The 13395-nt window shown below is 51.0% G+C and carries 11 protein-coding genes; 10 read left to right on the top strand and 1 reads right to left on the bottom strand.

The annotated features are described in order from the left end of the window. The first annotated feature begins 58 nt into the window (after positions 1–58). The 10 genes from HUX74_RS16395 to HUX74_RS16350 all read left to right on the top strand — a co-directional run bounded on the left by HUX74_RS16395 (position 59) and on the right by HUX74_RS16350 (position 11960). Positions 59–2074: a TonB-dependent siderophore receptor gene (locus tag HUX74_RS16395; RefSeq protein WP_131225350.1), complete on the top strand. Its 2016-nt coding sequence runs from the start codon at positions 59–61 to the stop codon at positions 2072–2074. Positions 2075–2127: 53 nt separating this feature from the next. Beyond that, positions 2128–3246, top strand: a complete 1119-nt coding sequence (locus HUX74_RS16390; RefSeq protein ID WP_138345601.1) for a YncE family protein — start codon at positions 2128–2130, stop codon at positions 3244–3246. A gap of 5 nt (positions 3247–3251) precedes the next feature. Beyond that, positions 3252–4385: an ABC transporter substrate-binding protein gene (locus HUX74_RS16385; RefSeq protein WP_174647035.1), complete on the top strand. Its 1134-nt coding sequence runs from the start codon at positions 3252–3254 to the stop codon at positions 4383–4385. Positions 4386–4458: 73 nt separating this feature from the next. Continuing rightward, complete coding sequence (locus tag HUX74_RS16380; protein ID WP_087331922.1) at positions 4459–5487, top strand: iron ABC transporter permease; 1029 nt, start codon at positions 4459–4461, stop codon at positions 5485–5487. Between the two features lie 233 nt (positions 5488–5720). After that, complete coding sequence (locus tag HUX74_RS16375; protein ID WP_005831737.1) at positions 5721–6983, top strand: carboxypeptidase-like regulatory domain-containing protein; 1263 nt, start codon at positions 5721–5723, stop codon at positions 6981–6983. Positions 6984–7034: 51 nt separating this feature from the next. Further along, positions 7035–7586, top strand: a complete 552-nt coding sequence (locus tag HUX74_RS16370) for an RNA polymerase sigma-70 factor (RefSeq protein ID WP_009038152.1) — start codon at positions 7035–7037, stop codon at positions 7584–7586. After that, positions 7583–8443: a FecR family protein gene (locus tag HUX74_RS16365; protein WP_174647034.1), complete on the top strand. Its 861-nt coding sequence runs from the start codon at positions 7583–7585 to the stop codon at positions 8441–8443. Before HUX74_RS16370 ends, HUX74_RS16365 begins: the two co-directional genes overlap by 4 nt. Further along, positions 8440–9993: a carboxypeptidase-like regulatory domain-containing protein gene (locus tag HUX74_RS16360; RefSeq protein WP_174647033.1), complete on the top strand. Its 1554-nt coding sequence runs from the start codon at positions 8440–8442 to the stop codon at positions 9991–9993. Before HUX74_RS16365 ends, HUX74_RS16360 begins: the two co-directional genes overlap by 4 nt. Before the next feature lie 119 nt (positions 9994–10112). Then, positions 10113–10289 carry a DUF4250 domain-containing protein gene (locus HUX74_RS16355; protein WP_005832662.1) on the top strand — a complete coding sequence of 59 codons (177 nt, stop codon included), beginning with the start codon at positions 10113–10115 and terminating at the stop codon, positions 10287–10289. A gap of 72 nt (positions 10290–10361) precedes the next feature. Continuing rightward, the gene (locus HUX74_RS16350) at positions 10362–11960 is read left to right on the top strand and encodes a ClC family H(+)/Cl(-) exchange transporter (RefSeq protein ID WP_174647032.1); all 1599 of its coding nucleotides are present in this window, start codon (positions 10362–10364) and stop codon (positions 11958–11960) included. Here HUX74_RS16350 and HUX74_RS16345 read toward each other — a convergent pair. After that, positions 11957–13324, bottom strand: coding sequence for a TrpB-like pyridoxal phosphate-dependent enzyme (locus HUX74_RS16345; RefSeq protein WP_117600403.1), 1368 nt, complete (start codon positions 13322–13324; stop codon positions 11957–11959). The two genes, HUX74_RS16350 and HUX74_RS16345, sit on opposite strands and share 4 nt — an antisense overlap. Between the last annotated feature and the right edge of the window lie 71 nt (positions 13325–13395).

Below are 13395 nucleotides of genomic sequence, written 5' to 3'. Positions count from 1 at the left end.
GTCCATTCGAGGAAAGTGGGCAGTGCGCAAATGGTTTAAGATAATCTTCATTTATTCTATGTCAGGAAGGACTAAGGTACTACTGGTCTGTGCTGTTTCAGTGGGTGCAAGTATATTCCGGCTCTCTGCCCAGGAGGTGGGAGGAGATACGATTACAGGGAAAGTGCATCAGATAGAGAAAGTGACAGTGACAGCACGCAGGTCGCCCAATAAAGTGACTTCTGCCGTACCCATACAGACGATGTCACGGCAGGATATCAGCCAGCTGGGAATACAGAATATGGCAGATGCTGTGCGCCGTTTTGCCGGAGCCAATGTAAAGGACTATGGAGGTATTGGAGGACTGAAAACGGTTTCCATACGCAATATGGGAGCAGCCCATACAGCTGTCAGTTATGACGGGGTGGCGGTGAGCAATTGTCAGGCGGGGCAGATAGATATCGGGCGTTTTTCGCTGGACAATGTTTCCATGCTTTCGCTCGCCATCGGGCAGTCGGAGGACTTGTTGCAGTCCGCCCGCTTGTATGCGTCGGCCGGTGTGCTGGGCATAGAGACGGAAAAACCTCATTTTGATGACGGGCGCAATGCCGCTTTTCAGGCACGGGTGCGCGGAGGGTCGTTCGGCATGGTCAGCCCCTCGTTGCGCTGGTGGCAGAAACTGGGCAGCCGTACACGCGTGGCGGTAGATGCCGCTTATATGAGGGCGGACGGTAATTACCCTTTCACGCTGGTCAATGGAAAATACGTGACGGAAGAGAAACGTAACAACACCGGCATCTATTCCTGGCAGGGCGAAGCTACCCTTTATCATACTTTCAAGGATGACAGTGAACTGGATGTGAAGGGTTACTACTTCTATTCCCGTCGGGGACTTCCAGGGGCGGTTACGCTCTATAATCCCCTTTCCGATGAAACGCTTTGGGATGAGAATACTTTTGTGCAGGCACGTTATAGGAAGCATTTTTCGCCCCGATGGAGTCTGCAGGCACAAGCAAAGTATAATCATGGCTGGAACAAATATAAGGATGAGGGTAAGGAATATACCGACGGATATTATCGGGAAAATCACCGGCAAGACGAATATTATATTTCCGCGACCGTTCTCTACCGTCCTTTGGAAGCTTTGACCCTTTCGTTGGCGCAGGACGGGGTGATAAACAAGTTGCGCAACAGTTTGCCGGAATGTCCTTTCCCCACAAGATATACTTCCATCAGTGCCTTCAATGCACGCTACCGGCAAGGATGGCTCACGGCCACGACCTCGCTGGTGCATACCGCCACTTCGGAGCATGCCGAGAAAGGTACGGTCCCCGATGACTTCCATCGTTTTGCCCCCTCTTTATCAGTCAGTATGCAGCCTTGGCAGGACGAGTCGCTGTATTTCCGGTTGATGTATAAGAGTACGTTCCGTCTGCCCACTTTCAACGACCTCTATTATTACCGGCTGGGCAACCGCAATCTGCGACCCGAGAAGGCAGACGAATATAATGTCGGTATCACATGGAGCAAATCCGGATTGTCTGTGTTCGATTATATCTCCGTTACGCTTGACGGTTACTATAATAATGTGACGGATAAGATTGTGGCTTTTCCCACCACCTATGCGTGGAAGATGGCGAACTACGGCAAGGTGCATGCCGCAGGTGTGGATGCCACTTTGGCGGCAACCGTTCCATTGACGGAGAAAATAAGACTGATTATGTCGGGCGGATATACATGGCAAAAGGCCATTGACCTGACCGATTCCGACGCGAAGAACTATAAGGACCAATTGCCTTATACTCCTCTTCATAGCGGAAACGCGTCCGCCATTGTAGAAACGCCGTGGGTGAATGTGGGCTACTCGGCGGTAGGAGTGGGAAAGCGTTACTATTTGTCGCAGAACATTCCGGAAAATGAGATTGAGGGCTATCTGGAGCATACGATGAGCCTCTCTCATGAGTTTGTTTTGGGCGGTTGCCGGCTTCTGTTGCAGGCCGAGATTATAAATCTGACCGATGAGCAGTATGACGTGATAAAATATTATCCTATGCCGGGCCGTTCGTGGCGGTTGACGGGTACTTTCAAGTTTTGAATAATCTATTTATGAACAACAAAAACTAATTATAAACAATAACAACTGTAATTATGAAAGTAAGAAGTTTATTATTCGGTATGCTCTGCATGCTTGCTTTGGGTGCCTCTTTGGCATCTTGTAGTGACGACGATGACGATTCTCTGGATGACGGCGGGTCGAAGGTGACACTGCCGCAGACGCGTGTCTATATTCTGAACGAAGGCTCTCAAGGAGCCAACAATGCAGGACTTGCTTTTTATGCACCCAATAAGGATGCGGATTTTATCAATGATATCTACAAGACCCAAAACAATGCCAAGTTGGGTGACCTTGGTCAGAGCATGATTGAGTATGAAGATGAAATATATATAGCTGTAAGCGGTTCCAATTATCTGACCAAGCTGAATGCTGCAGGTGTGGAGTTGAAACGTGTTTCGTTTGTAGATGATAATGACCTCAGTGCTGGTATTCGCTATATAGACGCTGAGGATGGATATATCTATGCTTCCTTCTACGGAGGGGCTGTGGCTAAAATCAATGCGAAAACGTTGGAGGTAGTGGATAAATTGACCGGACTTGGTGACAATCTGGAAGGTGTGGCAATCTGCGAGGATATGCTGTATGTGGCGAATAGCTGTACTGCTGATTGGAGCACTCGGCACACTGACGTAAAGGTGATAGATTTGCGCACTTTCAAGCTGAAAGAGCAGTTGACGGTAGGTTTGAACCCCAATGCTTTGATTGAAGAGGATGATAAAGTCTTTTTGATTTCATGGGGCAATTATGGCGATGTTGGCTATTCATTGCAGATGATAGATCCTGCTGCCAACAATAAGGTGACGGAATTAGGCAGTGCCACCCGTATGTGTGCTGCTGATGATATCTTATATCTGGTGAATTCAATGACGGACTGGAATACTGAACCATATACAACAGTCAACACTTTCTTTACTTATAACATCAAGACCGGGCAGATGAATAATGCTTCTTTTCTCAAAGACGCCCCTGCCGAACTTGCTTCAAGCACGTTGTACATGTTGGAAGTAAACGAAAATAACGGTGATATTTATATCGGTACTTCCGAGTTCACAACGAACGGTACCATCTACCGTTTCAAGAAAGACGGTACATTTATCGAGAAGTTCGATGCAGGAGGCATCAATCCTAATTCCGCTATCTTCTTTAATTAATATCAATGAAAAGAGGCTGCTTTTTTATCAGTATATTTGCAGTCTTGTTTCTTTCCTCCTGCGGAGGAAGGGGCAAGACTGCCTCTGCTTTGGCCAACGGTGACACCATTCCTTTACGTTATGCGGAGAATCTTACCTTAGTGTCCTATCCCGGCTATACCCTTGCCACCTTGCGCAATCCTTGGGATACGTTGCACACGCTACATACCTATATACTGGTCCCGAAAGACCGCGAACTCCCGGCACATTTTCCGGCAGGTACTGTGGTACGTACCCCGCTCTCCAAATCAGTTATCTACTCTTCCGTCCACTGCGGACTGATGGATAATCTGGGTGTGTTTGGTAGTATCGGCGGCGTCTGTGACTTGAAGTACATCAAGCTACCCGCCGTGCACGAAGCCTGCCGCTGGGGCGCCATCGCCGATTGTGGCGACGGCATGAATCCCGACATGGAGCGCATCATTGACCTGCACCCCGATGCCATCCTGCTCTCTCCGTTTGAGAACAGCGGCGGTTATGGCCGTATCGAGAAACTGAATATTCCCATCATCGAATGTGCCGACTACATGGAAACCTCCGCTTTGGGACGTGCCGAGTGGATGCGTTTCTACGGACTGCTCTTCGGGGCTGCGCCACAAGCTGACAGCCTTTTTGCCGAAGTAGACAGTTGTTACCAACGACTCAAGATGCGTGCGCAACTTTCATCCACCTCATTCTCCGTTGTCAGTGAGTTGAAAAGCGGCTCGGCATGGTACGTGCCAGGAGGGCGCAGCACCATAGGAAGGCTTTTTCAGGATGCTTGCGGGCGTTACGCCTTTGCCGACGATACCCACAGCGGTTCTGTTCCTCTGGCTTTCGAGACCGTTTTCGACAAGGCGGGCGATGCCGACGTCTGGCTGGTGAAGTACAACCGCGACCGCGACATGAGCTATGCTGATTTGGAGGCGGATTATATCGGCTACACCGGTTTTAAGGCTTTCAAGACCCGGAATGTCTATGGTTGTAATACGGCGAAAGTTCCTTTCTACGAGGAGACTCCGTTCCGTCCCGATTATTTGTTGTCCGACCTGATACAGATTCTGCATCCCGAAATAGGAGATTTGGGAGGCTTGCGCTATTTTTGCAGACTGAAGGAGTGATGAACACAGAGATACGGAATTTTTGTGAAAGTAATAGAAAACTCTGTGCCTCCGTGTGCTAAATAATGTAACTATGAGTAAAGGCTGGAAATATGGTATCGGGTTGGGAGTAGTCATCTTATTGTTGTTTGCGGGCAATCTGCTGGTGGGGTCGGTTTCGATTCCGCCTGCCGATGTTTTCCGTATCCTGCTCGGTGGAGAGGGGGAGAAGGCAAGCTGGAGCTTCATCCTTTGGGAATCCCGTTTGCCCCAAGCGCTGACGGCGCTGCTTTGCGGTGGCGCATTGGCTGTCTGCGGACTGATGTTACAGACGGCTTTCAAGAATCCGCTGGCAGGACCATCCATTCTGGGCATCAACGCCGGGGCAAGTCTGGGAGTGGCCTTCGTCATGCTGCTGTTTGGCGGCAGCATCACGGCAGGGGCGTTCAGTCTGTCCGGCTTCTTCTCCGTGCTGCTTGGCGCATTTATCGGAGCCATGCTGATTATGGCACTTATCCTTTTCTTTTCCACGCTGATAAAGAGCAATATCATGCTGCTGATAACGGGTATCATGATAGGTTACATCGCCTCTTCGGCTATTGCCCTGCTGAACTTCTTTGCTACGGCAGAGGGGGTGCAGTCCTATATGATATGGGGGCTGGGCAACTTCGGTGGAGTTTCCCTACAGCAGATGCCGGCCTTTGCGCTGGTCACCATTGTGGGACTGTTCGGCTCATTATTGTTGATAAAGCCCCTGAACGCCTTGTTGCTGGGAGAGCGCTATGCCGAAAATCTAGGTGTAAATATCCGCCGTGTGCGCAACTGGCTTTTGATTATCACCGGGCTCTTGACGGCTGTCACCACCGCCTTCTGTGGCCCAGTCGCTTTTATCGGTCTGGCCGTGCCGCATGTGGCCCGCATGATATTGGGGACAGCCAATCACAATTCCCTATTGCCGGTCACCATCTTGAGTGGCGGTGCAGTGGCACTGCTTTGCAACTTGATTTGCGTCTTGCCCGGCGAAGCGGGTATTATCCCCTTGAATGCCGTCACGCCCATTATCGGTGCGCCGGTCATCATCTACGTTATTCTGAGCCAGCGGAAGCCCCAACAATTCAACTAGGCTATTGCCAACAGCTTGACAAGTTTTTGCCTTACTATTGGCAAGACTTTGCCACCGCGTTGGCAAACTTTTGCCATAGGCATGGCAAAGTTTTGCCAAACCTATGGCAATGTCTTGGCAAAATTTCTCTCTGATTATCAACGTGCTACTTTTTTTGTATTTTTCTCTCCATTCCATAGGGTTTTATCTTCCTCACCGCTCTTATTAATAGAAACCCCTTAAAAACATGCCTTATGAAAAACTTTGTAGGATTTACACTTGGGTGTTTGTTTGCATTCTTATCTTCGGGTATCACCCCGTTGATGGCGCAGGACGCGGCAGTGAACGAGCTCGTCATCACCGGTACGGTCAAGAACAAGGACAGCAGGAAGAAACTCGAAAACGTGAACGTCTCTGTTGTCGGCAACAATATCGGAACGGTGACCAATGCCGACGGCACATTCTCCTTGAAAGTAGCGGAAGCGGAAGCTTTCCGTGGACTGGAAGTCTCCCATATCGGCTATCTCACTACACACCTCTCTCTGGAAGAACTTGAAAAAACGGGCGGGCTGACCATCTGGATGATACCGGCTCCCAATCTTTTGAGCGAGATTGTGGTCTATGGCAATAATCCCCGCGTCATAGTGGAAGAGGCCATCAAGAAAATTCCAGTAAACTATTCTGGCAATGACAACATGCTGACCGCCTTCTATCGGGAAACCGTGCAGAAGCGCCGCCGCTATATCAGCGTGTCCGAGGCAGTGATGGATGTCTATAAGACGGATTATAACTCCCGCGATGTGGACCGCGACAAGGTGCAGCTGCTGAAAGGCCGCCGCCTGCTGAGCCAAAAGCAGAGTGACACGCTGGCTGTGAAAGTGGTGGGAGGCCCCAATTTGTCCCTTTATCTGGACATTGTGAAGAATGGCGATGCGCTGTTGAGCACGGACAATCTGGACTATTATGAATTCCGTATGGAGGACCCCGTCAATCTGGATAACCGCATGCAGTATGTGGTCAGCTTCCGTCCGCGGGTCAGCCTGATGTATGCCTTGTTCATCGGGAAACTGTATATAGACTACGAACGGCTTTCCTTTACACGTGCCGAGTTTGGCCTGGACATGGCAAACCGGGTGAAGGCAGTGGAGGCCATTCTGCATAAGAAGCCCGTCGGCTTGCGGTTCCGCCCGCAGGAAGTCGCCTATCTGGTGACCTACAAGCAGCAGGGGACCAAGACTTACCTGAACTATATACGGAATGTCATCCGCTTTAAATGCGACTGGAAAAAAAGACTGTTCTCCTCCAGCTACACCGCTTTCTCCGAAATGGTGGTGACCGACAGGACGGAAAGCCCTCTCTCCGGCATCTCCAACAAGAATACCTTCAAACGGAAGCAGGTATTCTACGACCTGGTGGATGAGTATTGGAACGAAGACTTCTGGAGGAACTACAATATCATAGAACCTACGGAATCCCTGGAGAATGCAGTCAATAAATTGCGGAAACAATCCAATTGATTATCTGATAGTTTTCCTTATATTTGGAGCAACCGAGAAAAAACACCGTGTATGCTGGACGAACTGATGATACTGGCCAGAATAAAGGAGGGCGATATAAAGGCGTTCGAAGGAATCTTCCGCCGGTATTATTCCCCTCTTTGCTGGTATGCTGCGGGCATCACGGGTGATACGGCGTCTGCCGAGGAAATTGTGGAGGAGCTGTTCTACGTGCTGTGGAAGAACCGGGAGCGGTTACAAGTATTCCAGTCCGTGAAAAGCTATCTCTACCGTTCTGTGAGAAATGAAGCCGTGCAGTTTTGTGAGCATCAGGAGGTCAAGGAGCGCTATCGGGCATCTGTCCGTACGGAGTCCGGGCCGGGCTATTCGTCCGACCCCCACGCGCATTTGGAATACGAGGAACTCCAGACCCTCATCCGGCATACGCTCGACAAGCAGCCCCGGCGCCGGCAGCAGATTTTCAGGATGCACCGCATGGAGGGGAAGAAATATGCAGAGATTGCCTTGTCGCTTTCGTTGTCCGTCAAGACGGTGGAAGCGGAAATGACCAAGGTACTCCGAACCTTACGAAATGAAATTGATAATTATATCCGGACACAATGATGGAAGTAGATAAAAAGAAGACAAGGACCGACGAGGCATGGGTACGGCTTTATGCCCGCTTCGAAACGGACTGCCTGCTGCCGGCAGATGCGGAACATGCTCCGGCAATGCACCGCAGGCTTTACCTCAAGTGGGGAAGCGTTGCGGCAGCCGTGATTGCCGGAATCGTATGTTTTGCCGCATGGTGGGCCGTACCGGAACAAGGTGGGGACAGTCGTAGCTTGCTGACGGAGGAGAACCGGGAGAAGCCCACACTGGTCAAGACCCTTGAAGACGGTTCGGTGGTATATCTGGCGCAGGAAAGCACGCTGAAGTATCCCGAACATTTTGCGGAAGACAAGCGAGAAGTGAACCTGCAGGGCGAAGCCTTCTTCGATGTGGCAAAGAAACCCGAGCAGGCTTTTACGATTGAGACGGCGAGGGTGCGTGTGGAGGTACTGGGCACGGCTTTCAATGTCAGGAGCAATGAAGGGGTCCCCTTCAGCTTGTCCGTGAAGCGCGGGAAGGTGAAGGTGCTGCTGAAACAAGAGGAACAGACGGTCTTTGTAGAGGCGGGAGAAACGGTTACCTTGCAGGCGGGCAGTCTGCTCGTCAGCGAGACGGAGAATCCGGAGCTCTTTGACCGCTACACCAGCAACATCCGTTTCAAGGACGAGTGCCTGGAGGATGTGCTGCGTGCCATCAATAAGGAGTCTGCCGGCTGGCAGATAGAAGCCGCGTCGCCACCCCTGGGCAAACGGCGGCTGACGGTCGAATTTTCGAATAACTCCCCGGAGTCTGTGGCCGAGCTGATATGCTGGACGTTCGACTTGAAGTGTACACGTCAGGGCAATAGACTGATATTGTCGGAACAATGAATTCAATGAAATGCTTCATTCTCCATTTTTCACTCTTCATTTTCTTCCTGGCGGGCAGTGCAAGAGCGGACGGAGGCGATGTGCTGGACCGCATCGTCCGGTTGCCCGGAATGAAGGGAACGGTTTATGCGCTGTTGGGGAAAGTCTCGGAGCAGTCCGGCTATCTGTTTATCTATGATAGTAAGGTCATCCATAACGACTCAGTGGTGAGGGTCGAGAAGCAGGAGTGTTCCGTGAGGCAGGCCATTCATAGGATAACCGGCAGCCGGAACCTCGAATTGAAGGTATTAGGCAACCATATATTGATAACACGGGCGGCAGAAAGGAAGAGTATGGAAGAAACGGTACTCCTGCCGCCCCGACCGGCGTATTCCACCATTGCCGGAATCCTGCTGGACAAGGAGACGGGAGAGCCCGTCGTCAGTGCGTCGGTCATCGCACAAGGAACCTCACTGGGTAACATTACCAACCAGAACGGTGAATTCCGGCTCAACCTGCCCGACTCGTTGAGGCGCTGCATGCTCTTCTTCTCCCATCTGGGTTATGTGGGGCAAACGGTGGAAGCCTCTGCTTTGGAAGGACGCAGCAATGTTCTGAGCCTTGAGCCGAAAGTCATTTCCTTACAAGAAGTGCTTATCCGCCTGGTGGAGCCTAAAAAGCTGCTTCGCGAGATGATAGAGCACCGGGATAGGAACTGCTCCACTTCTCCGGTCTATCTGACCACCTTCTACCGGGAAGGCGTACAATTGAAGAATAAGTTCCAGAGCCTGACGGAGGCCGTTTTCAAGGTCTACAAATCGCCCACGATGGAACCCGGACAGAAAGACCAGGTGAAACTGCTCAAGATGAGCAAGATAGATAACCGGGAGCAGACGGACAGTGTGCTTGCCAAAATCAGCTCCGGGGTGGAGGCATGTCTGCAGTTGGACATCATGAAGAATCTTCCAGACTTCCTCTTGCTGGAATCCGGCGAGGAACTTTATACCTATACTTCGGGCGACATCGTATCGGTGGACGACCGTACTGCCAACGTCGTCTATTTTGAGCAGAAACGGGGGGTAAAGGAACCTTTGTTCTGCGGAGAACTCTATATAGACTCGGAGAACAGCGCCTTGCTGCGTGCCCGCTTCGAGATTCATCCCCGGTATGTGAAGGCCGCCACACGGCTTTTCGTGATACACCAGGCTCCGAAAATCAGGCTGACAACGGAGAAACTTGTCTATACCGTCTCATACAAACCCTGGAACGGTACCTATTATGTCCACCACATCCGTGGCGACCTTTACTTCAAGATGAAGAGAAAACGCATGCTCTTCAGTAATCCCACTCTGTATACCTGGTTCGAGATGGTGACCTGCCGGATTGACGGGGAAAACGTGACGCGCTTCCCGCGTGCGGAACGGCTGCCGGTGCATACCGTCTTCTCTGAAACCGACTTCAAGTATGATGCCGATTTCTGGGGCGACTTCAATGTGATTCCGCTGGAAGAGGAGCTTGGAAAGATTATCGAAAAGGTGTCCCTGAAGATAGAGCAGACGGAAGCTCCGTAAACATGGCCCTCAATCGTTTGCGGTGGTTAGATTGTATATTCTACACTAAAATTATCTCTATTTTGTTTTTTTATTGTAATTTTGCCCCTGGTATTAGTTTAAATTTAAAGATTGTAACTATGAGATTACCTGAGGACCCGGTGATGCTGTACAGCTTCATCAACATGAAACTGCGTGATTTCTATCCTTCGTTGGACGCGCTCTGTGAGGATATGAACGTAGAGAAAGAGGACATTGTACGAAAATTGAAGCTCGTGGGATTTGAGTATAATCCTGCAAAGAACAGATTTTGGTAAATAATGTTTCTGTATAAAACAACTCCCGTTGCTTGTTGTTGTAAAGCGCAAGTTAACGGGAGTTGTTTTGTTATGAAACTATGGGATAAGGCAGAACGTCTTTGGACGAGGGTTAAGAACTGGAAAACAGTACGCGGCTGGCACATCTGGAAGTTGAAGCTGGTGGATGCCCGGCTGTATTTCGTCAGCATGTTCGTCGGTTTGCTGACGGGACTGGTCGCTGTGCCCTATCACTATCTTCTCTATTATCTGTTCCACCTCCGCAGTGGTTTCTTCGCTTCGCATCCGGCCTGGTACTGGCACATTCCACTCTTTCTGTTTTCTTGGGGCATTCTCGTCTTCGTCATGTGGCTCGTGGGGAAAATGCCGCTTATCGGCGGGGGAGGTATTCCGCAGACACGCGGCGTGATTAACGGGCGCATCACTTACCGGCATCCTTTCATCGAGATGGTATCCAAGTTTGCAGGGGGCATTCTGTCCTTCTCGGCGGGGCTGTCTTTGGGGCGCGAAGGGCCTTCCGTGCAGATAGGCTCCTATGTGGGTAGCCTGGTATCCCGTTGGACTCATATCCTGAAAGGCGAACGGAAACAGTTGCTGGCAGCCGGGGCGGGAGCGGGGCTCGCTGCGGCTTTTGCAGCGCCACTGGCTTCCTCGCTCATTGTAATAGAATCCATTGAACGCTTCGATGCCCCTAAGACGGCCATCACTACCTTGCTGGCGGGTGTTGTGGCAGGAGCCGTGGCAAGCATGGTCTTTCCCGTGAATCCTTACCATCTGATAGAAGTAACGGAACCGGTTTTCGCCTTCTTTGTCCAGATGAAGTATTTCTTGATATTGGCGGTGATTGTCTCCGTATGCGGGAAGTTCTACTCCTCCACCGTGAATGCTTTCAGGCATGTGTATGCCAAAGTCAGTTCTCCGGCGTATGTCAAGATGTTCTATCTGGTGCTGGTGGCCTACATCATTTCGCTGATGCAGGTCAATCTGACCGGAGGCGGGGAGCAGTTTCTGCTGGCCCAGGCGCAGAACGGCAGTACGCAGATTATGTGGGTGACGGCTGTCATGTTGCTGCATTTCGTCTTTTCCGTTTTCTCTGTCTCTTCCGGATTGCCGGGCGGCAGTTTCATTCCGACGCTGGTTACGGGAGGGCTGTTGGGACAGATTGTCGGGCTGGTGGGAGTGAGGTACGGTGTCATCGGGCAAGAGAATGTCAGTTATATCATGCTTGTTTCCATGTCGGCTTTTCTGGTGGCCGTGGTCCGTACACCGCTCACGGCCATTGTGCTGATTACGGAGATTACGGGGCATTTTGAGGTCTTTTACCCTTCGGTGGTGGTAGGCGGGCTGACTTACTATTTTACGGAACTGCTGCAAATGAAGCCTTCCAATGTCTCCCTCTATGAAGATATGATTCATGCTCCCTATTTTAAGGAGGAGAAGCGCTATACGCTTTCGGTGGAGATTATGACGGACTCTTATCTGGACGGGAAACTGGTGGACGAACTTTCCCTGCCGGAGCGTTGCGTCATTATCAATGTACATCGGGATGGAAAAAATCTGGTCCCCGCAGGAACTCGTTTGATTCCGGGGGACCAGGTACAGATTGAGATAGACTCGCAGGACATAGAGAAACTCTATGAACCGCTTGTCAGTATGGCGAATATCTATTAAGCCAGATTGCCTATCTCGTCCAGATTCTTCTGGATGTCGGCATCCGTCAGCTCGTAATTCACTAAATCGCCGGACAAATACTTGTCGTAGGATGCCATGTCGATAAGTCCGTGACCGGAAAGGTTGAACAGAATCACCTTCTCTTCACCCGTTTCCTTGCATTTGTTCGCTTCGCGGATGGTGGCGGCAATGGCATGGCAGGACTCGGGGGCGGGGATGATGCCCTCTGCTTGCGCAAACAGACAACCGGCGTCGAATGATTCGAGCTGCTTGATGTCCACCGCTTCCATATAACCGTCCTTCAGCAGTTGTGATACGATGACACCTGCACCGTGATAGCGTAGGCCGCCGGCATGGATATTGGCAGGGGCAAAGTTGTGTCCCAGTGTAAACATGGGCAGCAACGGAGTGTATCCAGCCTCGTCTCCGAAGTCGTATTGGAATTTGCCGCGTGTCAGCTTCGGACATGAGGCGGGCTCGGCAGCGACAAAGCGTGTTTTCTTTCCTTCGAGGATGTTGTGGCGCATGAAGGGGAAAGCGATACCGCCAAAGTTGGAACCTCCTCCGAAGCAGGCGATGACGGTATCGGGATATTCACCTGCCATTTCCATCTGCTTTTCGGCTTCCAGTCCGATGACGGTCTGGTGCAGGGCCACGTGGCTCAATACGGAGCCGAGGGTATATTTGCAGTTGGGAGTGGTCTGTGCCAGCTCTATGGCTTCGGAAATGGCTGTTCCCAGCGAGCCCTGATAGTTGGGGTGGGCGGTCAGTATATCTTTTCCGGCGCGGGTAGACATGGAGGGAGACGGGGTAACCTGCGCACCGAATGTCTGCATGATGCTGCGGCGGTAGGGTTTCTGCTCGTAACTGATTTTCACTTGATAGACAGCAGCTTCCAGCCCGAAAAGGCGGGCGGCATATGCCAGGGAAGCTCCCCATTGTCCGGCACCGGTCTCGGTGGTCACGTTGGTCACTCCTTCCTGCTTGCAATAGTACGCCTGCGGGATGGCGGAGTTCAGCTTGTGCGAGCCCATCGGGCTGACGCTCTCGTTCTTGAAGTAGATATGTGCCGGTGTGCCGAGTGCTTTCTCCAATCCATAAGCGCGCACCAGCGGAGTGCTGCGGTAGTATTTGTACATTTCGCGGACCTCTTCGGGGATTTCAATCCACGCGTCGGTCTGATTCAATTCCTGGCGGCAGAGTTCCTCGGCAAAGATAGGATACAAGTCTTCTGCTTTCAGCGGTTGCTTGGTGCCGGGGTGAAGCGGTGGCATGGGCTTGTTCACCATATCGGCTTGTATGTTATACCAGTATTGTGGAATTTCCTCTTCCGGGAGAATGAATCTTTTCTTTTTGTTGCTCATAGTGGTTAAAATTATTAATAATTCAATGCCCAAATGTAGCTATTATTTTTGAACCAATTTCTTTTTCCTTT

Origin of the sequence: Bacteroides sp. Marseille-P8574, assembly GCF_902825465.1 — a bacterium.
Lineage (GTDB): Bacteria > Bacteroidota > Bacteroidia > Bacteroidales > Bacteroidaceae > Bacteroides > Bacteroides uniformis.
This window is presented reverse-complemented; position numbering and strand designations above follow the sequence as displayed.

Coding starts and splice junctions, on each gene's coding strand:
- HUX74_RS16395 (WP_131225350.1), top strand. CDS start 59: ATGTCAGGAAGGACTAAGGTACTACTGGTCTGTGCTGTTTCAGTGGGT.
- HUX74_RS16390 (WP_138345601.1), top strand. CDS start 2,128: ATGAAAGTAAGAAGTTTATTATTCGGTATGCTCTGCATGCTTGCTTTG.
- HUX74_RS16385 (WP_174647035.1), top strand. CDS start 3,252: ATGAAAAGAGGCTGCTTTTTTATCAGTATATTTGCAGTCTTGTTTCTT.
- HUX74_RS16380 (WP_087331922.1), top strand. CDS start 4,459: ATGAGTAAAGGCTGGAAATATGGTATCGGGTTGGGAGTAGTCATCTTA.
- HUX74_RS16375 (WP_005831737.1), top strand. CDS start 5,721: ATGAAAAACTTTGTAGGATTTACACTTGGGTGTTTGTTTGCATTCTTA.
- HUX74_RS16370 (WP_009038152.1), top strand. CDS start 7,035: ATGCTGGACGAACTGATGATACTGGCCAGAATAAAGGAGGGCGATATA.
- HUX74_RS16365 (WP_174647034.1), top strand. CDS start 7,583: ATGATGGAAGTAGATAAAAAGAAGACAAGGACCGACGAGGCATGGGTA.
- HUX74_RS16360 (WP_174647033.1), top strand. CDS start 8,440: ATGAATTCAATGAAATGCTTCATTCTCCATTTTTCACTCTTCATTTTC.
- HUX74_RS16355 (WP_005832662.1), top strand. CDS start 10,113: ATGAGATTACCTGAGGACCCGGTGATGCTGTACAGCTTCATCAACATG.
- HUX74_RS16350 (WP_174647032.1), top strand. CDS start 10,362: ATGAAACTATGGGATAAGGCAGAACGTCTTTGGACGAGGGTTAAGAAC.
- HUX74_RS16345 (WP_117600403.1), bottom strand. CDS start 13,324: ATGAGCAACAAAAAGAAAAGATTCATTCTCCCGGAAGAGGAAATTCCA.